General features: G+C 73.5%; 23 protein-coding genes and 1 riboswitch. Of the genes, 10 read left to right on the forward strand and 13 right to left on the reverse strand.

Annotated elements, in window-relative coordinates; translation table 11 throughout:
* Positions 1–16 precede the first annotated feature (16 nt).
* Positions 17–1,261 (reverse strand): metallophosphoesterase, encoded by a 1,245-nt coding sequence (locus OG937_18940; protein ID WUD73611.1) that lies wholly within the window; start codon positions 1,259–1,261, stop codon positions 17–19.
* A complete protein-coding gene (locus tag OG937_18945; protein ID WUD73612.1) occupies positions 1,258–1,506 on the reverse strand; it encodes a hypothetical protein in 249 nt (82 codons plus the stop codon). The genes OG937_18940 and OG937_18945 overlap by 4 nt, the downstream gene beginning before the upstream one ends.
* 185 nt (positions 1,507–1,691) lie before the next feature.
* Here OG937_18945 and OG937_18950 point away from each other — a divergent pair, with 185 nt between their 5' ends.
* From OG937_18950 to OG937_18960, 3 genes are all read left to right on the forward strand, one after another.
* Positions 1,692–3,188 (forward strand): D-alanyl-D-alanine carboxypeptidase, encoded by a 1,497-nt coding sequence (locus OG937_18950; protein ID WUD73613.1) that lies wholly within the window; start codon positions 1,692–1,694, stop codon positions 3,186–3,188.
* A gap of 297 nt (positions 3,189–3,485) precedes the next feature.
* A complete protein-coding gene (locus tag OG937_18955; GenBank protein ID WUD73614.1) occupies positions 3,486–3,704 on the forward strand; it encodes a hypothetical protein in 219 nt (72 codons plus the stop codon).
* 65 nt (positions 3,705–3,769) lie between these two features.
* Entirely contained in the window at positions 3,770–4,156 is a 387-nt protein-coding gene (locus OG937_18960) for a DoxX family protein (protein WUD73615.1), read from the forward strand.
* Here OG937_18960 and OG937_18965 read toward each other — a convergent pair.
* Both OG937_18965 and OG937_18970 read right to left on the reverse strand, forming a co-directional pair.
* A complete protein-coding gene (locus OG937_18965; GenBank protein WUD73616.1) occupies positions 4,104–4,328 on the reverse strand; it encodes a DUF397 domain-containing protein in 225 nt (74 codons plus the stop codon). The two genes, OG937_18960 and OG937_18965, sit on opposite strands and share 53 nt — an antisense overlap.
* Positions 4,325–5,107: a helix-turn-helix transcriptional regulator gene (locus OG937_18970; GenBank protein ID WUD78811.1), complete on the reverse strand. Its 783-nt coding sequence runs from the start codon at positions 5,105–5,107 to the stop codon at positions 4,325–4,327. The genes OG937_18965 and OG937_18970 overlap by 4 nt, the downstream gene beginning before the upstream one ends.
* Positions 5,108–5,204: 97 nt before the next feature.
* Between OG937_18970 and OG937_18975 the strand changes: the two genes are divergently transcribed.
* Positions 5,205–5,687, forward strand: a complete 483-nt coding sequence (locus tag OG937_18975) for an ATP-binding protein (protein ID WUD73617.1) — start codon at positions 5,205–5,207, stop codon at positions 5,685–5,687.
* Positions 5,663–6,235, forward strand: coding sequence for an exonuclease domain-containing protein (locus OG937_18980; GenBank protein WUD73618.1), 573 nt, complete (start codon positions 5,663–5,665; stop codon positions 6,233–6,235). The genes OG937_18975 and OG937_18980 overlap by 25 nt, the downstream gene beginning before the upstream one ends.
* 21 nt (positions 6,236–6,256) lie before the next feature.
* Here OG937_18980 and OG937_18985 read toward each other — a convergent pair whose 3' ends face one another.
* From OG937_18985 to trpS, 4 genes are all read right to left on the reverse strand, one after another.
* Positions 6,257–7,189, reverse strand: a complete 933-nt coding sequence (locus OG937_18985) for a YihY/virulence factor BrkB family protein (protein WUD73619.1) — start codon at positions 7,187–7,189, stop codon at positions 6,257–6,259.
* 33 nt (positions 7,190–7,222) lie between these two features.
* Positions 7,223–8,623 (reverse strand): pyridoxal-dependent decarboxylase, encoded by a 1,401-nt coding sequence (locus OG937_18990; GenBank protein WUD73620.1) that lies wholly within the window; start codon positions 8,621–8,623, stop codon positions 7,223–7,225.
* Between the two features lie 46 nt (positions 8,624–8,669).
* Positions 8,670–9,269, reverse strand: coding sequence for a 2'-5' RNA ligase family protein (locus OG937_18995; GenBank protein ID WUD73621.1), 600 nt, complete (start codon positions 9,267–9,269; stop codon positions 8,670–8,672).
* Positions 9,270–9,441: 172 nt separating this feature from the next.
* A complete protein-coding gene (trpS, locus tag OG937_19000) occupies positions 9,442–10,455 on the reverse strand; it encodes a tryptophan--tRNA ligase (protein ID WUD73622.1) in 1,014 nt (337 codons plus the stop codon).
* 143 nt (positions 10,456–10,598) lie between these two features.
* On the opposite strand from trpS, the gene OG937_19005 reads away from it, so the two are divergent.
* The 3 genes from OG937_19005 (at position 10,599) to OG937_19015 (ending at position 12,736) form a co-directional block, all read left to right on the forward strand.
* A complete protein-coding gene (locus tag OG937_19005) occupies positions 10,599–11,159 on the forward strand; it encodes a sigma-70 family RNA polymerase sigma factor (GenBank protein WUD73623.1) in 561 nt (186 codons plus the stop codon).
* Positions 11,156–11,911, forward strand: a complete 756-nt coding sequence (locus tag OG937_19010; protein ID WUD73624.1) for a hypothetical protein — start codon at positions 11,156–11,158, stop codon at positions 11,909–11,911. Before OG937_19005 ends, OG937_19010 begins: the two co-directional genes overlap by 4 nt.
* 102 nt (positions 11,912–12,013) lie before the next feature.
* Positions 12,014–12,736, forward strand: coding sequence for a hypothetical protein (locus OG937_19015; protein WUD73625.1), 723 nt, complete (start codon positions 12,014–12,016; stop codon positions 12,734–12,736).
* Positions 12,737–12,786: 50 nt separating this feature from the next.
* Here the strand turns inward: OG937_19015 and OG937_19020 are convergent, their stop codons facing one another.
* Positions 12,787–14,229, reverse strand: a complete 1,443-nt coding sequence (locus OG937_19020; GenBank protein WUD73626.1) for a glycine hydroxymethyltransferase — start codon at positions 14,227–14,229, stop codon at positions 12,787–12,789.
* Positions 14,230–14,259: 30 nt separating this feature from the next.
* Positions 14,260–14,346, reverse strand: a riboswitch (ZMP/ZTP riboswitch).
* Between the two features lie 131 nt (positions 14,347–14,477).
* On the opposite strand from OG937_19020, the gene rocD reads away from it, so the two are divergent.
* Positions 14,478–15,683, forward strand: a complete 1,206-nt coding sequence (gene rocD / locus OG937_19025) for an ornithine--oxo-acid transaminase (protein ID WUD73627.1) — start codon at positions 14,478–14,480, stop codon at positions 15,681–15,683.
* Between the two features lie 42 nt (positions 15,684–15,725).
* Here rocD and OG937_19030 read toward each other — a convergent pair whose 3' ends face one another.
* Complete coding sequence (locus OG937_19030) at positions 15,726–16,238, reverse strand: carboxymuconolactone decarboxylase family protein (GenBank protein WUD78812.1); 513 nt, start codon at positions 16,236–16,238, stop codon at positions 15,726–15,728.
* A gap of 56 nt (positions 16,239–16,294) precedes the next feature.
* Between OG937_19030 and OG937_19035 the strand changes: the two genes are divergently transcribed.
* Positions 16,295–17,755, forward strand: coding sequence for a PLP-dependent aminotransferase family protein (locus OG937_19035; GenBank protein WUD73628.1), 1,461 nt, complete (start codon positions 16,295–16,297; stop codon positions 17,753–17,755).
* Between the two features lie 75 nt (positions 17,756–17,830).
* On the opposite strand, the gene OG937_19040 is transcribed toward OG937_19035, so the two are convergent.
* From OG937_19040 to OG937_19050, 3 genes are all read right to left on the reverse strand, one after another.
* On the reverse strand, positions 17,831–18,820 hold the full coding sequence (locus OG937_19040) for a malate dehydrogenase (protein WUD73629.1): 990 nt from the start codon (positions 18,818–18,820) through the stop codon (positions 17,831–17,833).
* A gap of 267 nt (positions 18,821–19,087) precedes the next feature.
* Positions 19,088–20,023: an XRE family transcriptional regulator gene (locus OG937_19045; GenBank protein ID WUD73630.1), complete on the reverse strand. Its 936-nt coding sequence runs from the start codon at positions 20,021–20,023 to the stop codon at positions 19,088–19,090.
* 85 nt (positions 20,024–20,108) lie between these two features.
* Positions 20,109–20,948, reverse strand: a complete 840-nt coding sequence (locus OG937_19050) for a helix-turn-helix domain-containing protein (protein WUD73631.1) — start codon at positions 20,946–20,948, stop codon at positions 20,109–20,111.
* Between the last annotated feature and the right edge of the window lie 35 nt (positions 20,949–20,983).

The raw sequence follows: 20,983 nt of genomic DNA on the forward strand, positions 1-20,983 counted from the left end.
AACTTTCCGGCCACATTCAGGCGCGCGGTGAGGCGAGGGTCACGATCGTGATGTCCGAGGGCGCGCCCACGCGGACCGGCGGGCCCCAGGCCCCCGCGCCACGGGTCACGTACAGCTGGGTGTCGCCGTAGCTTTCCAGGCCGGCCACCGTGGGATTGGCCAGTTCCGCGATGTAGTTGCCGGGCCACAGCTGCCCGCCGTGGGTGTGCCCGGACAACTGCAGGTCGACGTGGTGCCGGACCGCTTCGTGGATCATCACCGGCTGGTGGGCGAGGAGCACGACCGCCCGCGAGGTGTCCCGGTCGCCGAGCGCCTTGGTGTAGTCGGGGGCGTGGTCGTGGTCCGCGCCGCTGATGTCGTTGACCCCGGCCAGGTCGAAGCCGGCGAGTTCGGTGCGGGCGTTCTCCAGCGGGTGGACGCCCAGGTCGCGCACGAAGTCGATCCAGGGTGCGGCCCCGGAGAAGTACTCGTGGTTGCCGGTGACGAAAAAGCTCCCGTCCCGCGCCCGGAGCCGGGCCAGCGGCTCGGCCGCGGCGCCCAGTTCCGGCACCGAGCCGTCGACCAGGTCGCCGACGATGGTGACGAGGTCCGGGCGGGCCCCGTTGATCGTGTCCACGATCCGCTGGGTGTGCGCCTTGCCGAGGACCGGGCCGAGGTGGATGTCGCTCACCACGGCGATCCGGTAGCCGTCGGCACGCGCGGGGAGCTTGGCGAGCGGCACGGTGACGTACTTCAGGCGCGGGCCGCGCAGCACTCCGTACGTGCCCTGGCCGACCGTCACCCCCGCGGCCACGGCCGCCGCGGCACCGACCGTACGGGCGACGAACAGCCGCCTCGTCTGCCCGGCGGGCGCGGGCTCCGGCCGCGGCCCGGGATCCGCGGCGTCCTGCCCAGTCGGCTCGGCGGCCCCGGCCCCGGCCTCCCGTACGCCCCGGGACCGGTCCCTGCGTTCGAGCGCGCCCCGCAGCAGCGGCCGTACGGCCTCACCGGCCAGTACCGCCAGCGTCAGGTACAGCAGCACCGCCAGCCACAGGTAGCCCGGCCAGGCCAGCCACCGCTCGGCCGCCAGCGGCAGCGCCCGCCCGCCGACCAGCGCGCCCAGGCTCAGCAGCGGCAGGACGACCGCCAGCACCGTCCCCGTCCGCCGCCACCAGCCCCCGGGCGCGGACACGTCGCGGACCAGGCGGCGCCACAGGTAGTAGTGCACCCCGCCGAGGAGGGCCAGGACGGCCGCGACGACGGCGACCACCGCGAGGATCACCGGGCAGCCCGCAGCGCTCTCAGACCGCGGACGCCGAGGACGCCGATCGCGGTGCCCAGCACGAGGGAGGTCACCGCCAGCGTCAGGTGCACCCAGAAGTACGCGGTGGGCGAGCCGTGGTCACCGCCCTCGAAGGCGAGCCCGCTGGCGTCCTTCCACAGGTTCTTGACGAACGTCGTCCATACGATCCAGCTCCACACCCCGAAGGCGGTCAGGAACCAGGACACGGGGCGGCTGAGCTTCATGCGACCAGTATGGGGGCCGCCGCGCGGCCCCCTCCGCCGGGGTCGTCCCGCCACCCGTACCGCGGGCCGCCGCCCAAGACGCCCGTGGGCACCGCCCGGTTGCACATCCGGGACGTGGGATCGGTCACGGCCCGATCGGCCCCCCACGACTGCCGCAGGTCCCGGACGGCCTGTAACTTCTCATCGTGCCGAACTCCTCCCCCCGCGCCGCGCGCCGTTCCGCCCTGGTGCTGTCCGCCCTCGCACTCGCCGGTGGTACGGCCCTGACCGCCGCGCCCGTCGCGCACGCGAAGACCCCGTCGCCCTCGGCCACTCCGACGCCGCCCGCACGGATGTCGGCGGTCGGCGGGGAACGGCTGGGACAGCCCGGCACCCAGGTCAGCCCGCTGACCGGCGCTCCCGCCCTGCCCGGGAAGCTCACCTCACGGTCGTGGATCGTCTCCGACGCCGAGACCGGGCAGGTGCTGGCCGCCCACAACGCGCACTGGAGGCTGCCGCCCGCCAGCACGCTCAAGATGCTGTTCGCGGACACGGTCCTGCCGAAGCTGGACAAGTCGCAGACCTACCAGGTGCAACCCTCCGACCTCGACGGCGTCGGCGCGGGCAGCAGCCTCGTGGGCATCAAGGAGAACCTCACCTACACCGTCCACGACCTGTGGCTCGGTGTCTTCCTGCGCTCCGGGAACGACGCCGTCCACGTCCTGTCCTCCATGAACGGCGGCGTGGACGCGACCGTCCTGGAGATGCAGCGCAAGGCCGAGGACCTGCAGGCGGACGACACCACCGTGATCTCCCCCGACGGCTACGACATGCCCGGCCAGGTCTCCTCGGCGTACGACCTGACCCTCTTCGCCCGCGCCGGCCTGCAGAACGCGGACTTCCGCGAGTACTGCTCGACCGTGCGCGCCAAGTTCCCCGGCGAGTGGAAGACCGTCAAGGGGAAGAAGGGCAAGAAGAGCACGAAGAAGCGCGGGACCTTCGAGGTACAGAACACCAACCGGCTGCTCTCCGGCGACTACGACCTCGCGACCTACGACGGCATCGCGGGCGTGAAGAACGGCTACACCACCAACGCGGGCAACACCTTCACCGGTGTCGCGCAGCGCGGCGACCGCACGCTGCTGGTGACCGTCATGCACCCCGGTGAGGGCCACAACATGGCCTACAAGGAGGCCGCCAAGCTGCTCGACTGGGGCTTCCAGGCGGACGGCATGGTGACCCCCGTCGGCACCCTGGTGCCCCCGAAGTCCGCCATCGCGTCGGCCTCGCCCTCACCCTCCGCCTCCCCCGGCAAGCAGGCGCGGGCGCAGGCCGCCCCGCACGCCTCCTCCGGTGGCGGCGGGGCGTGGACCGCCCTCGCGCTCGCGGGCGGCTCCGTCCTGGTCGTCGCCGCCCTGGCCTTCCTCGTACGGCGCCGCTGGCCGCTGCCGCAGCGGACGTCGACGGCCGCCATCCCCGCCCCGACCAAGCCCGGCGACGACGCGCCCGCGAAGACCGCCGAGGCGGACACGGAGACGGGCGCCGGAAAGGCGGACGCCGAGAAGGCCGACGCCGAGAAGGCGGAGGAAGGGCCGAAGGAGGCCGCGGAGAAGGCGGACGAGGCGGAGGGGGCGGCCGCGGAGGGCACCGAGCGGGAGGCGCCCGCGCAGCAGGCGGAAGCCACGGCGGACCATCCGGCCTGACCGCCGGCCGACGTGGCCTGATCCGTCACGTCCCGCTTCGCCGGCCGGCGGCGCCCCACTAAGGTCGGCCCGAGCCGGAAGATCGTTCCCGTCGGTCCTGCGGCCGGGCTGCGGCCGGTGGCTCCCGCCACCGGCCGCAGTCGTGTCGTGCCACGCGCACATGCCCGGGGCCCGGGGGGCGCTCGACGGCGCACGTGCGGCTCGTGCGCCCACCCCGCTGCGACCGCCCCCTGCCGCGCGGGCCGCCCGGCCGGTACCCAGGAACCAGGCAAAGCCGGTTCGGGAAGGGAGCACGCCATGGGCATGTTGTCGGTCTTCGGGCTCGTCCTGGGCCTCGTCGCGGTCGCCTACTGTCTCCGCTCGGCACTCCGGGCCAAGACCCCCGCCGGACGCGCCGGATGGTTCATGGCCGCCCCGGCGGCCGTGCTCGCCGGGGTCTACCTCGTGGGCTACATCCTCGTCACCGTGCTGGTGCTGGCCGCCGCGTGGTTCACCGTCGCCCACTTCCTGCGCTGAACCGATGAGTTCCGGGCGGCCGTCCGGTCCACCTCCGCGTACACCCGACACCGGAGGAGACCACGATGACCGCCACCACCACGACCGCCCCGTCCCGCGACCGCAGCCGGGCGGACACCGCCGTGTGGGCGCTGCAGATCCTGCTCGCCCTGTTCTTCGCGCTCGCCAGCGCCACGCCGAAGCTCATCGCGCACTCCTCGGCCGCCGAGAGCTTCGACACCATCGGCTACGGCAACTGGTTCATGTACCTCATCGGTGCCCTCGAACTCGCCGGTGCCATCGGCCTCGTCGTCCCGCGCCTGGCCGGGATCGCGGCGGTGGCCTTCATCGGCCTGATGGCCGGCGCGTTCACCTTCCAGGTCGTCTACTTCGACGGCGAGAACGCGGCCACGCCCATCGTCATCGCGGCCCTGATGGGCGTCGTCGCCTGGCGTCGTCTGCGCCGCGCGTGACCGCGTACGCCACGAAGTCCGCCCACGCGCCGGGCGTGAACGTCAGCCGAGCCCCGGCCCGGTCCTTGGAGTCCCGCACCAGGACCGCGCCGGGGCCGAACGCGACCTCGACGCAGGCGCCGCCCTCGGAGTTGCTGTAGCTGGACGTGAACCACACGAGCCCGTCGGTCATGGCCTCTCCGCCAAGTCTTCGATGAACCGCGCGGACTCCTCGGGGCCGAGGGCCTGGCGGGTGATCATGTCGTGGCGCCGCATGACGATACTGACCCGCGCCGGGTCCGCATAGAGGACTCCCGTGGTCTGTCCCTCCTCGTAGACGAGGTGCTGGTGCTCGGCGGTCTCCAGCAACACGAACGGGCCGTGCAGCCCGGGATGGAGGCCCCGCTCCGCGGGCATGACCTGGATGGTGACGTTCCGGGTCCGTCCCCGCACCAGCAGCGTCCGCAGCTGCTCCCGGTGTGCGCCGGGGTCCGCGAAGGAGCGCAGCGCCGACTCCTCGATCACGAAGCTGAACGAGCGGGTTCGGTTGTCCAGCATCAACTGGCGTTCCAGCCGCGCCGCCACCCGTTCTTCGAGCGTCTCCTCGTCAAGCGGTGGCCAATGGGACGAGAGCAACGTGCGCACGTACGCCTCGCATTGGAGGAGCCCCGGGATGTACTGGCTCTCGTACCAGTTGACGGCGATCGCCTCGGCCTCGTACCGCATGTAGTCCCGGGCGTAGGTCGGGTACTTCTCCGGGGCGAGGAACGCCTCCGCCGCCGTGAGTTTGCCCTGTGCCCCGCACAGCCCGTCGGCGATCTGGAGCAGCCGCTGTGTCGGGCGGCGGCGCCCCTGCTCCATCGACTTGACGGTCTCGTAGCCGTACCCCGCCTCGTCGGCCAGTTGCTCGCGCGTGACGCCGGCGTGTTCGCGCCAGAGCTTGACCTGGTTGCCGCAGTACCGCCACGCCATCGGAGGCGGGGACACGTCACTGGCCACTCGGGTACAACCACCCTCCGTACTCGCGCCGCTACTCCCGACGGTACGCTGCGACCTGCACTTTTGAGCCATGGACGAGACAACTCCCCCTGCCGAGTGGTGGTTTTCGCGCCACCCGCGCAGCGTCGGGCGGGCGCGGGCCAGGCTGCGGGAACAGGCCCTCGCGTGGGGCCTCGGCGCCGAGGCGACGGACACCGCGGTCCTGCTGCTCAGCGAGTTGATGGGCAACGCAGTCCGCCACGCACGGGTCCCACCGGACCGACGGATCGCCGCTCGCGCCGCCCTGGCCTCGGGGACGCTGCGGGTGGAGGTCTGCGACGCCGGCGACGACCCGCCCGTACCACGGCAGGCGTCGGCGACGGACGAGTCGGGACGCGGGCTGGCGCTCGTGGAGTTGCTCGCCGACGCCTGGAACGTTCAACCTCGGCCGTACGGCATCGGTAAAACGGTCTGGTTCGAACTCAGAGTGACAAAACCATTCGTAAACAGTAGTGACCAGTGGCCTGATCTCGACGTAGGGTTCGCGCCATGGACAGTGACCTGGGACTCCTGAACGTCATCGACGTCGAGGCGACGTGCTGGGACGGCGAGCCGCCGCAAGGCTCGGTGAGCGAGATCATCGAGATCGGGCTGACCGTCGTGGACCTCGTCGCGGGCGAGCGCGTCGCCCGCCACCGCGTCCTCGTACGGCCCGCACGCTCCGCCGTGAGTCCCTTCTGCACGCAACTGACCGGCCTGACGCAGGCCGAGGTGGACTCGGGCCTGGACTTCGCGGACGCGTGCAAGCTGCTCGCCGTCGAGCACCGGGCGGGGTCGCGGGCATGGGCGAGCTGGGGCGACTACGACCGTCACCAGTTCAACCGCCAGTGCCGGGCGACCGATACGACGTACCCCTTCGGCAGCCGGCACATCAACGTCAAGACGCTCTTCACCCAGGCCCACCGCCTCACCAAGCGCCCCGGCATGGCGGAGGCGCTCCGGCTCGTCGGGCTGCCCGTCGAAGGCCGCCACCACCGCGGCGAGGACGACGCGTGGAACATCGCCGCCCTCGTCGTGGACCTGGCGCGCCGGGGCGCCTGGCCGGCGACGCCGGCCTACTGACGGCCGGGCCCTTCCGCCTCGTCAGGCGGTCTCGGGCCGCTCGGGCCGCGCGTGCTCCGGGGCGCCCGGCCCGCCCGGCTCGTCCGTGCGGGCGGTGGCGAGTTCGGCGCTGTGCGGGGTGGCCGTCCAGGCCGCGCAGTACAGCAGCAGCTTCGCCGTGAAGTTGATCCACAGCAGCAGCGCGATGGGTACCCCGAAGGCGCCGTACATGCTCTTGGTGGCCACGCTCTGCAGGTAGCCGCTGATGAGCAGCTTCAGCAACTCGAAGCCGATCGCGCCGATGAGGCTCGCCACGACGAGATCGCGGCGGTTCGGGGTGACCCCGGGCAGCAGGGTGAGCAGGTAGGCGAGGATCAGCAGGTCCACGAGGACGGCGATGCAGAAGCCCGCCACCGACAACAGGGCCCGCCCCGGTCCGTGTTCGTCGAGGCCGAGGGCGTCGCCGAGACGGCCGACGGCCGTCCCGGCGAGGGCCGAGCAGGCGACGGAGAGCAGGGCGACGACACCCAGGCCGACCAGGACGCCGAAGTCCTTGAGCTTCTGGACGAAGGGGTTCTCGGCCTCGTCGTCCTTGCGCCAGACCGCCCTGAGGCAGTCGCGCAGGGCGCCGACCCAGCTGACGCCGGTGACGACCAGCAGGACGGCGGCGATGGTGCCCACCGTGCCCGCGTTGTCGACGAGCCCGCCGATGTTGAGCTGGTCGGCAATGCCGGGGACCTGCTCGGCCAGCTTGTCCTCGAGTTCCTTCAGCCGGCCGGGGGACAGCAGGGCCGCGCCGACGGCGGCGCCGACGGTCAGCAGCGGGAAGAGCGCGACGAAGCTGACGAAGGTGATGGCGGCGGCGAGCCGCGTCCAGTGCACGTCCTCCAGATGTTCGTACGTGCGCCAGGCGTGGGTGCGCATGAGCCGCGCGATCCACGGTCCGATCCCTGGGAGCCGAGTCAGCCATTCCATACCGCGCGCCTACCCTCCGTCACGACGTGCACTCTAGGTGGCGGTCGTCGTCGCGGTGGTGATCGCGTCCAGGACACGGTCCGTGTCGGCCTCGGATGTACGCCAGTTGCTGAAGGCCGCCCGCACGGCGGGCACGCCGTGGAGGACCGTCGGGGTGAGGAAGGCCTCCCCGGAGGCGGCGACGGCGCGGACGAGCGCGTCGACGCGCTCGGGCGTGGGGTCGTCGGCCAGGGTGAAGCAGACGACGTTGAGCCGGACGGGGGCCAGCAGCCGCAGGCGGGGGTCGGCCTCGATGCGCTCGCCGAGGCGCCGGGCGCAGGCGGCGTTGCGTTCGACGACCTCGCGGTGGCCCTCGCTGCCGTAGGCGGTGAGGGAGAACCACGCGGCGAGGGCGCGCAGCCGGCGGGAGTTCTCGGGGGTGAGGTGGAGGAAGTCCGGGTCGGGGAGGGACGGCAGGCCCAGGTAGGGCGAGTCGTTGTGGAAGACCCGGACCTGGAGGTCCTGGCGGCGGGTGAACTGGACGGCGGCGTCGTAGGGCACGTTCAGCCATTTGTGGAGGTCGACGCAGACGGAGTCGGCGGCGTCGATGCCCTCGGCGAGGTGCGCGTACGCGGGTGACAGCGCGGCGAAGCCGCCGAACGCGGCGTCGACGTGGAGCCAGAAGCCGTGGCGCTCCTTCAGGGCCGCGATCGCGCGGAGGTCGTCGAAGTCGACGGTGTTGACGGTGCCCGCGTTGGCGACCACGACGGCCGGACGGCCCTCCAGCGACTCCAGCGCCGCGGCGAGCCTGTCGACGTCCACCGCCTCGCGGCCACCGGGCAGCACCGGTACGCGGGTCAGGGACGACCGGCCGAGGCCGAGCACGGACAGGGCCTTGCCGATGCTGGAGTGCGGGGTTCCGGACAGCACCGTCACCGGGCCGAGCGCGGCCAGCCCGTCGCGGGACACGGACAGCCCCCGCCGTTCGCCGAGCCACTCGCGCGCCACGGCCAGGCCCACGGTGTTGGAGACGGTCGCGCCGGTGACGAAGGCGCCGCTGTGCTCCTCGCCGAGGCCGAGCATCGCGCGGAGCCAGCCGACGGTCTCGCGTTCCAGGGCGGCGGCGGAGGAGTCGCCGCCCGCCGAGACGTTCTGGTCGTAGGTACTGGTGAGCCAGTCCCCCGCGACGGCGGCGGGGGTCGCTCCCCCGGTCACGAAGCCCAGGTAGCGCGGGCCGGCGCTGCCCGAGAAACCTGGTGCCCAGCGCCGTTCGAAGAGCGCGAGCGCGCCGTCGGCGCCGGTCCCGGTGACGGGGAGGGGCTGCGGCTCGGGTGCGGGCCCGGGGCGGGCGGCCGGGCGGTCGTCGACGGCGGCCAGCTCACGGGCGGCCAGGTCCCTTACCGCCTGGAGGAGTTCGGGGAGGTGTGCGCGGTCCGCGGCGAGTGTGGGGTGCATGGCGGCAGCGTAGGCGGGCGGTCGTGCGCGGCTCCGCCCGGCGTGCTCACGCGTGCGGTGGGCCTCCCGCGGGAGCCGGGCTGAGCGGCTCGCACGCACCGGGCTGGTGCGGCACGAGGGAAGGCCCGGCGCCGCCGAAGGGGTAGTCCCGCACACTGCGCCAGACGCCCTCGTCGTCCTGCTCGTACAGCGAGAAGCAGCTGACGGTCCAGGTGGCGACGAAGTCGGACAGCTCCGTCTCGGCGCGGTCCAGCGCCTCGTCGGGGATGCCGTGGCCGATGGTGACGTGCGGGTGGTACGGGAACTGGAGCTCGCGCCGGACCGGGCCGGAGCGGACGCGCTCCTGCAGGTCGGCGCAGTCGAGGCCGCCCTGGACGAGCTCGACGTAGACGACCGGGGTGACCGGCCGGAAGCTGGCCGTGCCCTCCAGCCGCATGAGGAAGGCACGGCCGGTGGCGGCGACCTCGGCGAGGTGCTCCCGGAAGGTCGGGAGCAGCGCCGTGTCCACCTCGGTGGGCGGGAGCAGCGTGACGTGGGTCGGGATGCAGTACGCCAGCGGGTCTCCGTAGCCGGCGCGGCGCTGCTGCAGCAGGCTGCCGTAAGGCTCGGGGACCGCGATCGACACGCCGATCATGCGGTTTCCCACGTGTTCACCCCTTCCCCGGGTCGGTTCGCGGCATCGTACGCACGCCGTACGACACCACTGCGTCAGCTGCCAGTGTGACGCGCGCGCGGCCTCCCGCGCGAGCGTCGTCCGTCACACCTGCGCGGGACCTAAGGCCCCTCTTTCCGGGCGTCCACGGGCGCGGAAGGAGCCGTCAGTGCTTCGCGGGCAGGAAGCCGATCCTCTCGTACGCCTTCGCCAGGGTCTCCGCGGCGACGGACCGGGCCTTCTCGGCGCCCTTCGCGAGGACCGAGTCCAGCGTCTCCGGGTCGCCCAGGTACTCCTGGGTGCGCTCGCGGAAGGGCGTGACCCATTCCACGAAGACCTCCGCGAGGTCGGTCTTGAGCGCACCGTAGCCCTTGCCCTCGTACTTCTGCTCGAGTTCCGGGATACCGGTGCCGGTGAGGGTGGAGTAGATGGTCAGCAGGTTGCTGACGCCCGGCTTCTCCTGCTCGTCGTAGCGGATCACGGTGTCGGTGTCGGTGACCGCGCTCTTGATCTTCTTCGCCGAGGTCTTGGGCTCGTCCAGGAGGTTGATCAGGCCCTTCGGGGACGCCGCCGACTTGCTCATCTTCGACAGCGGTTCCTGCAGGTCGTAGATCTTCGCCGTCTCCTTGACGATGTAGGCGCCGGGGATGGTGAAGGTCTCGCCGAACCGGCCGTTGAAGCGCTCCGCGAGGTCGCGGGTGAGCTCGATGTGCTGGCGCTGGTCCTCGCCGACCGGGACGGCGTTCGCCTGGTACAGCAGGATGTCCGCGACCTGCAGGATCGGGTACGTGAACAGGCCGACGGTGGCCCGGTCCGCGCCCTGCTTGGCGGACTTGTCCTTGAACTGCGTCATGCGGGACGCCTCGCCGAAGCCGGTGAGGCAGTTGAACACCCAGCCGAGCTGCGCGTGTTCGGGGACGTGGCTCTGGACGAACAGGGTGCAGCGCTCGGGGTCGAGCCCGGCGGCCAGCAGCTGGGCGGCGGCGAGCCGGGTGTTGGCGCGCAGCTCGGCCGGGTCCTGCGGCACGGTGATCGCGTGGAGGTCGACGACCATGTAGAAGGCGTCGTGGGACTCCTGCAGGGCCACCCACTGGCGGACCGCGCCCAGGTAGTTGCCCAGGTGGAACGAACCTGCGGTGGGCTGGATGCCGGAGAGCACACGGGGACGATCGAGAGCCATGGCACTCATTCTCTCAGGTCCGCGCGGATTCCACGGCCGCGGTGGGAACCCGGGGGCGGGCAGCGGTGTAGTAGGGGTGACGGGAGCCGCACGGGGGCGGCGCCGGCGACGGGAGGGGGTCCGCCACGGAGGGGGAGGCGGCGGTGATCGCGCGCGTACGCGCCGGTGAGCGGGAGGCGTACGCGGAGCTGGTGCGCCCGCACGCGGACGTCGCGCACCGCACCGCCGTGCTGCTCGGCGCGGGCGCCGACGCGGAGGACGTGGTGCAGGTCTCGTTCGTCAAGGCGTACCGCGCGCTCGCGACCTTCCAGGAGGGGGCCGCCTTCCGGCCGTGGCTGCTGCGGATCGTCGCCAACGAGGCGAGGAACGCCGGGCGGGCGGCGCGCCGTCTGCGGTCGGCGGTGGAGCGCAACGCCGCGCTGGAGGCCCTGCCCCTCGCGGAGGACGACCCGGAGTCGCTGGCGGTGTCGCGGGAACGCCGGGCGGAGCTGCTGTCCGCCGTGCGGGCGCTGAGCGAGCCGCACCGGATGGTGGTCACCTGCCGCTATCTGCTGGACCTGGACGAGGAGGAGACGGCGACGGTGCTCGGCTGGCCGCGTGGCACGGTGAAGTCCCGGCTGCACCGGGCCCTGGCCCGGCTGCGGGCGGGGCTCGGCGAGCCGGTGCTGTCCAGCCCGTGCGACGACGGGGGGCGGCGCCCATGACCGACCGTCTCCCGGAGGAGCTGCGCGAGGTGGGCCGGCGGCTGGAGATCCCGGCGCCGTCGCCCGACTCCGTCGCCGAGCAGGTGCTGGCCCGGCTGCTGGCCGAGGCGGTGCCGGACCCCGTCGTGCCCGCTCCCGTCGTGCCCGGCCCCGGCCGCGGCGCCCGGGCGCGCGCGTGGGCCGCGGCGCGCTGGCGTGCCCTGACGGCGGCGCTGTGCGGGCTGCTCGTGGTGCTCGTGCTCACCCCGCCGGTGCGGGCCGCGGTCGCGGACTGGTTCGGCTTCGGCGGTGTCGTCGTGCACCGGGACCCCTCCGCCCGCCCGAGCACGGGCGCCCCGCCGCCGGTGCGGGGGGACGCGCCGCTGGACGGGGCGTACGTGCCGGCCGAGCTGGGCGAGCCGGACGGGGTGTCGGTGGTCGACGGGGGGCGGGTGCTGTCGATGAGCTGGCGGGTGGACGGGCGCACGGTACGGCTCGACCAGTTCCGGGCCACGATCGACGTGGTCTTCCTCAAGACGGTCGGCGACGCGGTCGAATGGGTCGATCTGGGCCCCGGGAGCGACTACGGGGTGTGGTTCGCCGAGCCTCACTACGTCCGGCTCGTCGACCCCGACGGCCGTGCCCGCCGCGAGCCTCCCCGGACGGCCGGAGCCACCCTGGTCTGGCAGCGCGGGCAGACGACGCTGCGCCTGGAGGGCGTGCCGGACCTGGCACGCGCGGTCGCCGTCGCGAAGTCCGCCCGGCCGCGTTAGGGCCCTTCTCCGCGTGCCTCTTCCGTCCCCTTTTCCCGGGGACGGGAACCTGGCGGGCTCGGGCGGTGTAACAGGGGCAGGACGGAGCGAGAGGGGGACCGGATGCGGATCAGAAGGATCGTCAGCTGGGCCGGAGTCACCGTCACGGCGCTCGCCGCCGTGATCGGCGGGTCGGGCCCGGCGGCCGCGGGCGGGCCGACCAGCGTGATGCTGGTCGCTCCGGGCAGCGGCAAGGCCGCGGGTATCTACGCCAGTTCACCCGACTACCAGGAACTGGACCAGTCCATCGGGAACGGCCCGAAGGAGGGTCCGCCGGACTCGCTGTCGGACGTGATGAACGACCACCACCGCCAGGTCACCCTGACGTGGCTGATCCACGACGTGTCGGTCTGGAAGGTGGACTACGTGTACCCGGACGGTCCCGGCGGTGCCTGGGTCCACACCCGCACGGTGACCGATACGGGTCTGCCGGAGCAGGGCGTGTGGCACAAGGCGGCGCAGCCGGAGAAGCTCGACCGCCTGCTCGGCCGGCTGGGCCTCATGGGGTCCGACAAGGGCCTCGGCATCAGCGCCCCGGACTACCCGCTCGGCCCGGACGGCGCCACGACCGTGGAGGAGACCGCGGCGGCCGTACCGGATGACCCCGCCACCGCCCCGCAGGCCACGGCGGCCGGGGACGGCGGCGGACCGGACGGCTGGTGGCCGTCCCTGCCCGGGCTCGGCGTCGGTCTGCTCGTCGGTGGCGCCGGCACCTTCCTCGTCCTGCGCCGGATATCCCGGCACACGCCCGGGGAGGGGCCCCGCCAGGAGCTCGTCGAGGCCTGACGCGACGGGGGTGCGGGCCACACCGGCACGCACCCCGCGCGGGCGGCGGGTCAGCTCAGGTCGATCCCGGGGTAGAGCGGGAAACCGGCGAGCAGGTCCGCCGCGCGCTGCGCGATCTCGTCGGAGACCTTCACGTCCAGCACGTGCTGCGCCTTGGACGGCTTGCCGGCCGAGGTGACGCCCGCCGTCGTGGCCGTGAGCACCCGGTCGATCAGCCCGGCGATCTCGTCCATCTCACCGGTGCCGAGGCCGCGGGTGGTCAGCGCGGGGGTGCCGATGCGGATGCCGGAGGTGTACCAGGCTCCGTTGGGGTCCTGGGGGATGGAGTTGCGGTTGGTGACGATGCCCGAGTCCAGCAGCGCGGCCTCGGCCTGCCGGCCGGTGATCCCGTAGGAGGACTCGACGTCGATCAGGACGAGGTGGTTGTCCGTGCCGCCGGTCACCAGCGTGGCACCGCGCCGCAGCAGCCCCTCGGCCAGGGCCCGGGAGTTGTCCACGATGCGCTGCGCGTAGGTGTGGAATTCGGGGCGGCGGGCCTCCGCCAGGGCCACCGCCTTGGCGGCCATCACGTGCGGCAGCGGGCCGCCGAGCACCATGGGGCAACCGCGGTCGACCTGCTCGGCGAGCGAGGAGTCGCACAGCACCATGCCGCCGCGCGGGCCGCGCAGCGACTTGTGCGTGGTGGTGGTGACGATCTGCGCGTGCGGCACGGGGTCGAAGTCACCGGTGAGGACCTTGCCGGCGACCAGGCCCGCGAAGTGCGCCATGTCGACCATCAGCGTGGCACCCACCTCGTCGGCGATCTCCCGCATGATCCGGAAGTTCACCAGCCGCGGGTAGGCCGAATAGCCCGCCACGATGATCAGCGGCCGGAACTCACGGGCGGTCTTGCGCAGGGCCTCGTAGTCCAGCAGCCCCGTGGCGGGGTCGGTGCCGTAGCTGCGCTGGTCGAACATCTTTCCCGAGATGTTGGGCCGGAAGCCGTGCGTGAGGTGGCCGCCCGCGTCCAGGGACATGCCGAGCATGCGCTGGTCGCCGAGCTCGTGGCGCAGCCGCGCCCAGTCCTCCTCGGTCAGGTCGTTGACCTGGCGGGCCCCGGCCCGCTCCAGCGCGGGCGCCTCGACCCGGGCGGCGAGCACGGCCCAGAAGGCGACGAGGTTGGCGTCGATGCCGGAGTGCGGCTGGGCGTAGGCGTGCTGGGCGCCGAACACCTCGCGCGCGTGCTCGGCGGCGAGCGCCTCGACGGTGTCGACGTTGCGGCAGCCGGCGTAGAAGCGGCGGCCGACCGTACCCTCGGCGTACTTGTCGCTGAACCAGTTGCCCATGGTCAGCAGCACGGCCGGGGAGGCGTAGTTCTCACTGGCGATGAGCTTGAGCGAGGCACGCTGGTCCTCGAGCTCCTGGCCGATGGCATCGGCCACGCGCGGCTCGACGCCCCTGATCACCTCAAGGGCACTGCGGAAGGCGGTGGATTCGGTGGAACCACTCGTCATGTCAGACCTCCTGCTGCACGGCACGGCATACGGGACGGCCCAGGCGCACGGCACACAGTTCACGGGCCGCTCCCCGATGGTCAATCCCATCCCAGCGCGCCAGTCACGACCCGTGGCCAGCCTAGCAACGCCCGTGGGGAAGCCGCCCGGCGCGAGGTTTCTTCGCATCCGGGACGAGCGACGATAGAAAGGGGCCCCACCGGGCCCCAGCGCCACAACTCCCGACGTACCACGAACGGAGCACTCACGTGTCGACCGCCGCCGAGCACATCGCCGCCACCGAGGCGCACAGCGCCCACAACTACCACCCCCTCCCGGTCGTCGTCGCCTCCGCCGAGGGCGCCTGGGTGACGGACGTCGAGGGCCGCCGCTACCTCGACATGCTCGCCGGCTACTCGGCGCTGAACTTCGGGCACCGCAACGCCCGTCTCATCGAGGCAGCCAAGGCCCAGCTCGACCGTGTGACGCTCACCTCGCGGGCGTTCCACCACGACCGCTTCGCGCGTTTCTGCACGGAGCTGGCCGAGCTGTGCGGCATGGAGATGGTGCTGCCGATGAACACCGGCGCGGAGGCCGTCGAGACGGCGGTGAAGACGGCCCGCAAGTGGGGCTACCGGGTCAAGGGCGTGCCGGACGGCCAGGCCAAGATCGTCGTCGCCGCGGACAACTTCCACGGGCGGACGACCACCATCATCAGCTTCTCCACCGACCCCGAGGCCCGCGCGGACTTCGGCCCGTACACCCCCGGCTTCGAGGTCGTCCCGTACGGCGACCTGGCCGCGCTGGAGGCGGTGCTGGACGACCGCACCGTGGCCGTGCTGATGGAGCCCATCCAGGGCGAGGCGGGGGTCCTCGTGCCGCCGGCCGGGTACTGGGCGGGCGTGCGCCGGCTCACCGAGGAGCGCGGGATCCTCTTCATCGCCGACGAGATCCAGTCGGGACTGGGCCGGACGGGCCGGACCTTCGCGTCGGAGCACGAGGGCGTCGTCCCGGACATGTACGTGCTGGGCAAGGCGCTCGGCGGTGGCGTCGTCCCCGTCTCGGCGGTCGTGTCCTCCGCGGAGGTGCTCGGGGTCTACCGGCCCGGCGAGCACGGCTCCACCTTCGGCGGCAACCCGCTGGCCTGCGCGGTGGCCCTGGAGGTCCTGGCGATGCTGCGCACCGGCGAGTACCAGCAGCGGGCCACCGAACTCGGCGACCACCTGCACCACGAGCTGGCACTGCTGACCGGCAGCGGCGCCGTCACGAAGGTCCGCGGCCGCGGTCTGTGGGCGGGCGTGGACATCGCCCCGGAGCACGGCACCGGCCGGCAGGTCTCCGAACGGCTCCTGGAGCGGGGTGTCCTGGTCAAGGACACCCACGGCTCCACGATCCGGCTCGCGCCGCCGCTGGTGATCTCCAAGGAGGACCTGGACTGGGGTCTCGACCAGCTGCGGGCCGTGCTGTCGGCCTGAGCCCCGGGAACCGGGGCCGGGTGGAGGGGTGCGCCCCGGCGGTCAGACGCCGTCGGGGCGGACCGCCGGGGACATCCGCGTCGTCACGCCGATGCGGTTCCAGGCGTTGATGGTGATGCACATGGCGATCAGCCGGGCCAGTTCCTCCTCGTCGAAGACCCGGGCGGCCTCGTCGTAGACCTCGTCCGGGACGCCACGCTCCCCGAGCCGGGTCACCGCCTCACTCAGCGCCAGCGCGGCACGCTCGCGCACGGTGAAGAACGGGGTCTCCCACCACACGGTGAGCCCGTTGAGCTTCTGCTCGGTCAGCCCGAGCTTGCGGGCGTCGTTCAGGTGCTGGTCCACGCAGTAGGCACAGCCGTTGAGCTGCGAGGCACGGGCCTTGACCAGTTCCTTGATCACGGGGTCGAGGCCGGTTGCCGCCGCCGCGTCCAGCGCGATCATCGCCTTGTAGAAGTCGGGGGCGGCCTTGCCGAGCACCATGCGCGGCGCGTGGGCGGGCACCAGGTCGTCCGGGCCAAGGTCGGACGGAGCGCCGGCGGGAGTCGTGATCATCGTCATGCGACCCAACGTAGTGACGGGGTGGCCTCGGCCCGTGGTCCACTTGGAGGGTGAACGAGTGGGCCATTTCAGGGGTCGACCTCCATCTGGACCTCGCCGGCGGCACCGGTGCGCGCGCCGGGCTGGAGGACGCCCTGCGTGAGGCCGTGCGCGACGGCAGGCTCGCCCCCGGCACCCGGCTGCCGTCCTCCCGGACGCTCGCCAAGGACCTGGGCGTCGCCCGCAACACCGTCGCCGACGCCTACGGGCAGCTGGTGGCGGAGGGCTGGCTGACCGCCCGCCAGGGCTCCGGCACACGCGTCGGCGACGGTTGGCGCGCGGCCGCCCCGCCCCGTGGCCGCCACGCCCTCACCACCGCACCGCAACCGGAGGGCACCGCGGACCCCGCCGGCATCCCGGAACCGGCCGGCCCGCCGCGGCCCCGGGAACAGGTCCCGTACGACCTGCGGCCGGGCTCGCCCGACCTCGGCTCGTTCCCCCGCGCCGCGTGGTCCGCCGCCGCGCGCCGCGCCCTGGCGGCCGCGCCCAACGAGGCCCTCGGCTACACCGACCCGCGCGGCCGCCCCGAACTGCGCGAGGCCCTCGCGGCGTACCTGGGCCGGGTGCGCGGCGTGCGCACCACTGCGGAGCTCGTCGTGGTGTGCACGGGCTTCGTCCAGGCCGCCGGGCTGATCGGCCGTACCCTGCGGGCCCGGGGGGCCTGCAGCGTCGCCGTCGAGGCGCTCGGCTACCCGCACACCCTGCGGATCCTTCGCAAGGCGGGGCTCACCACCGTTCCCCTGCCCGTCGACGACGACGGGGCGCAGGTCTCCCTCCTCGACGCCGGCGTCGACGCCGCGCTGCTCACGCCCGCGCACCAGTTCCCGTACGGCGCCCCGCTCTCCCCCGCGCGGCGCACGGCCGCGGTGGCCTGGGCCCGCGCCACCGGCGGCCTGGTCGTCGAGGACGACTACGACGGGGAGTTCCGCTACGACCGGCAGCCGGTCGGCGCCCTGCAGGGACTCGCGCCCGAGCACGTCGTCTACGCCGGAACCGCCAGCAAGAGCCTCGCCCCCGGGCTGCGGCTGGCCTGGCTCGCCCTGCCGCCCGCCCTCGTGGAACCCGTACTCGCCGAGAAGGTCCTCGCCGACCACCAGTCCCCCGTGCTCGACCAGCTGACCCTCGCCGAACTCATCGTCTCCGGCGGCTACGACCGCCACGTGCGCCGGATGCGGCTGCACTACCGCCGCCGCCGCGACCGCCTCGTCACCGCACTCGCCGCCCGTGCCCCCGCCGTACGGGTGTCGGGCATCGCCGCCGGCCTCCACGCCGTACTGCGGCTGCCGCCCGGCACCCCGGCCGACGCGCTGGTCGCACAGGCGCGCGAGCACGGCCTCGCCCTGCAGGGCATCGCCGACTTCGGCGGCACGGAGGGCGACGCGATCGTCGTCGGCTACGGCGCACCGCCCGAGCACGCCTTCGCCGGCTGCCTGGACGTCCTGTGCGCGCTGCTCGCGGCGCACACCGGCTGAGCACACGGAACGGCCCTCCGCCGCGCCCGTGCGGGGCGCGGCGGAGGGCCGGTCGTGGGACTCGGCGTCCCGGGCTCAGATGAGGCCGAGGCCGCGGACCGCGTCGCGCTCCTCCTCGAGCTCCTTGACCGAGGCGTCGATGCGCGCACGGGAGAACTCGTTGACGTCCAGGCCCTGGACGATCTCGAACTTGCCGTCCTTCGCGGTCACCGGGAAGGAGGAGATGAGGCCCTCCGGCACGCCGTAGGAGCCGTCGGAGACGACACCGGCGGAGGTCCAGTCACCCTCGGCGGTGCCGTTGGTCCAGGTGAAGACGTGGTCGATCGCGGCGTTGGCGGCCGACGCGGCGGAGGACGCGCCACGGGCCGCGATGATCGCCGCACCGCGCTTGGCGACGGTGGGGATGAACTCCTCGGCCAGCCACTTCTCGTCGTTGACGGTCTCGGCGGCGTTCTTGCCGGCGACCTCGGCGTGGAAGATGTCCGGGTACTGCGTGGCGGAGTGGTTGCCCCAGATGGTGAGGCGGCGGATCTCGCTCACCGGCACGCCGGTCCTCTTCGACAGCTGCGAGATGGCGCGGTTGTGGTCCAGGCGGGTCATCGCGGTGAAGCGGTCGGCCGGGACGTCCGGGGCCGAGGACTGCGCGATGAGCGCGTTGGTGTTCGCCGGGTTGCCGACGACGAGGACGCGGATGTCGTCCGCGGCGTGGTCGTTGATGGCCTTGCCCTGCGGGCCGAAGATGCCACCGTTGGCCTCCAGCAGGTCGCCGCGCTCCATGCCGGCGGTGCGGGGGCGGGCGCCGACGAGCAGGCCCACGTTGGTGCCGTCGAAGGCGACGTTCGGGTCGTCGGAGATGTCGATGCCCTGGAGCAGCGGGAACGCGCAGTCGTCCAGCTCCATCGCGGTGCCCTCGGCGGCCTTGAGCGCCGGGGTGATCTCCAGCAGCCGCAGCTTCACCGGGACATCGGGGCCGAGCAGGTGGCCGGAGGCGATGCGGAAGAGCAGCGCGTAGCCGATCTGGCCGGCCGCTCCGGTTACGGTGACGTTGACGGGAGTGCGAGTCATTGCCTTCTCCTGGCCTTCTCCTGCTGGATCCCTTGCCGCCCCGGCAGCGTCCCTTGCCCCGGAACGGGGATCTCTCGGCGTCAAGAGACCCACGCCAGGCTATACCCGTGCCGTCGTGGCGGCTGCCACCCCCAGTGTGGCCCCGGTCACCGCCCCCGCGCAGCGGGCTCGTCCCCGGTCACCGTGGCGGTGCCGCTCCGTTGGGGACGGTCCGTCGCGGTGCGGGGCGTACGGCCGCCGCACCGCCCGGGGGGTCGGCGGCGGTCGTCAGCCCGGCGGGGGTGTGGCGCAGCCGTGGGGGCCGGTGGTGAGGGTGGCGCAGGCGCGGGCGGCACCGGGGGTGCGGACGGCGAGCATCGACGTGTACGCCGCGGGGTCCTGGCCGATGCGGCTGTGCTGGGAGCGACGTGCCCCGCCCGCCTCCGTGACGCTGACCGTGTCGCCGGGGGCCCCGGCGGAGATGCGGGCCCAGGCGGCCGCGCAGACCCGGCTGTAGCGCATCTCGACGTACGCGCCGCCCACCCAGGCCGCCGCGGCCGTACGGGCGTTGCCGCCGCCGCACCCCATGCCCTCCGGGTCCTTGCCGGTGCAGTCCTGGCCGGTGCACTTCACGCCTGCGGGCAGTTCGGCCGCCCGCGCGGTAGGGGACGGGCCGGGCCGCGCGCGGTCGTCCCCTCCCCCGCCGCCGGTCAGGACGGTGGCGCCGACCACCGCCAGCACGACGGCCACGACGCCCACCACGAAGAGCACGACCGGACGGCGCCGTACCGCGGAAGCGGAAGCGGAAGCGGAAACAGAACCAGAAGCAGAAGTGGACGCGGGAGCAGAAGCGGAAGGGGCCGGAGCCGGACCCGGGGCCGGGCCGAACTCCCCGAGCGCGGCGCGGGCCTCGGCGATCCGGAGCGCCTCCATCGTGACGTCGTGGCGGCCCTCGGCACGGCTCCAGACCCGCTCCGTGACCTCCCACATCGTGGTGAAGTGCGCCGGGTCGGCACCCGTCGCCTCCGCGAGGGCGACCACGGCGTAACGGGGCGGCAGCAGCCGGCCGTTGAGGTACCGCTCCCACGAACTCCTGCTGTACCCGGTCGCCTCGGCGAGCGCCGCGACGCTCAGGCCGCCGCGGTCGACCTGGCGCCGCAGCTGCTCGGTGAACTCCCGTACCCGCGGGTCCAGGTCATCGGCCAGTGGCCGCCAGCGGGCCATCTCTCGTTCCCCCTCTTGCTGTTGCCGTTCTGCCCCGGAAGGCTACCGTTGAAGATGCTTCGGGCGGCCCGTCCGGTTGCGCCCGTCATCCGATGCAGATGCCCAGGATGATCAGGCCCAGGCAGAGCCCCTTGCCGGAGCTGCGGCTCGGGGAGGGGGAGGGCGCCGCCGGGGCGCTCGTCGCGGGCGGCGGTGCCTGGGTGGTGGGGGCGCCGCCACCGGGTGCCGCCGTCGTCGTCCCGCCCGTGCCGGGCGCCGTGTGCGGGCCCTTGGCCGGGGCGGAGGACACCCCGCCGGTCTCCGCCACCTGCGCGGCGGGCGTGCCGCCGTCCGGGGACATGGCGCCCGCGGTACGGGAGGCCCGCGCGTCCGTCGCCTGCGCCGGGGGAACCGACCCGGGCCAGGAGGTGACGGCGGACCCGGCGGAGCCCGTGGCGGAGGGCGCGGGGCCGGCCGGCACGCTGGCCGTGGGGCGGGCCGCCAGCGGCGCATCGGCCCGCCCGGTCCCGTCCGTGGCCACCCCGCTCGCCACGAGCAGCGCGAACACCCCGCCCAGCACCAGCCCGCCCGCGGCCGCCAGCAGGGCCTTGCGCCGTCGCCGCAGGGCGTGCCGGGGCATCCCCTCGACGGGGGCCAGCGGGTCGAGCGGGTCGGCGTACGGGAAGCCCTTCATGGTGTCGGTGACCCCGCGGTCGGCCAGCTCCCACAGGGCGATCAGCCGGTCGTAGTCGGCGCCGCTGAGCTGCCCCAGCACCTCGACCGCGTCACGCGGCGGGATCCGCACGCCGTTGAGGTACTGCTCCCAGGCTCCGGTGCTGCTCGCCGTGCGTGCGGCGAGCGCCGGGACGCTCAGCCCGCTGCGGTCCTTCATCCGGCGCAGATGCACGGCGAGACGGCGCGCGCCACCGTCCAGTGTCTCGGGCAATGGCTCCCAGCGTGCCACCACGCACCCCCCGGCTC

The organism is Streptomyces sp. NBC_00510, assembly GCA_036013505.1.
Taxonomy (GTDB): Bacteria; Actinomycetota; Actinomycetes; order Streptomycetales; family Streptomycetaceae; genus Actinacidiphila.

Excerpts from the sequence above, each read along its gene's own strand:
- OG937_18945 (WUD73612.1), bottom strand. The coding sequence starts at position 1,506 with ATGAAGCTCAGCCGCCCCGTGTCCTGGTTCCTGACCGCCTTCGGGGTG.
- OG937_18955 (WUD73614.1), top strand. The coding sequence starts at position 3,486 with ATGGGCATGTTGTCGGTCTTCGGGCTCGTCCTGGGCCTCGTCGCGGTC.
- OG937_18960 (WUD73615.1), top strand. The coding sequence starts at position 3,770 with ATGACCGCCACCACCACGACCGCCCCGTCCCGCGACCGCAGCCGGGCG.
- OG937_18965 (WUD73616.1), bottom strand. The coding sequence starts at position 4,328 with ATGACCGACGGGCTCGTGTGGTTCACGTCCAGCTACAGCAACTCCGAG.
- OG937_18970 (WUD78811.1), bottom strand. The coding sequence starts at position 5,107 with ATGGCGTGGCGGTACTGCGGCAACCAGGTCAAGCTCTGGCGCGAACAC.
- OG937_18975 (WUD73617.1), top strand. The coding sequence starts at position 5,205 with ATGGACGAGACAACTCCCCCTGCCGAGTGGTGGTTTTCGCGCCACCCG.
- OG937_18980 (WUD73618.1), top strand. The coding sequence starts at position 5,663 with ATGGACAGTGACCTGGGACTCCTGAACGTCATCGACGTCGAGGCGACG.
- OG937_18985 (WUD73619.1), bottom strand. The coding sequence starts at position 7,189 with ATGGAATGGCTGACTCGGCTCCCAGGGATCGGACCGTGGATCGCGCGG.
- OG937_18990 (WUD73620.1), bottom strand. The coding sequence starts at position 8,623 with ATGCACCCCACACTCGCCGCGGACCGCGCACACCTCCCCGAACTCCTC.
- trpS (WUD73622.1), bottom strand. The coding sequence starts at position 10,455 with ATGGCTCTCGATCGTCCCCGTGTGCTCTCCGGCATCCAGCCCACCGCA.
- OG937_19010 (WUD73624.1), top strand. The coding sequence starts at position 11,156 with ATGACCGACCGTCTCCCGGAGGAGCTGCGCGAGGTGGGCCGGCGGCTG.
- OG937_19015 (WUD73625.1), top strand. The coding sequence starts at position 12,014 with ATGCGGATCAGAAGGATCGTCAGCTGGGCCGGAGTCACCGTCACGGCG.
- OG937_19020 (WUD73626.1), bottom strand. The coding sequence starts at position 14,229 with ATGACGAGTGGTTCCACCGAATCCACCGCCTTCCGCAGTGCCCTTGAG.
- OG937_19030 (WUD78812.1), bottom strand. The coding sequence starts at position 16,238 with ATGATCACGACTCCCGCCGGCGCTCCGTCCGACCTTGGCCCGGACGAC.
- OG937_19040 (WUD73629.1), bottom strand. The coding sequence starts at position 18,820 with ATGACTCGCACTCCCGTCAACGTCACCGTAACCGGAGCGGCCGGCCAG.
- OG937_19045 (WUD73630.1), bottom strand. The coding sequence starts at position 20,023 with ATGGCCCGCTGGCGGCCACTGGCCGATGACCTGGACCCGCGGGTACGG.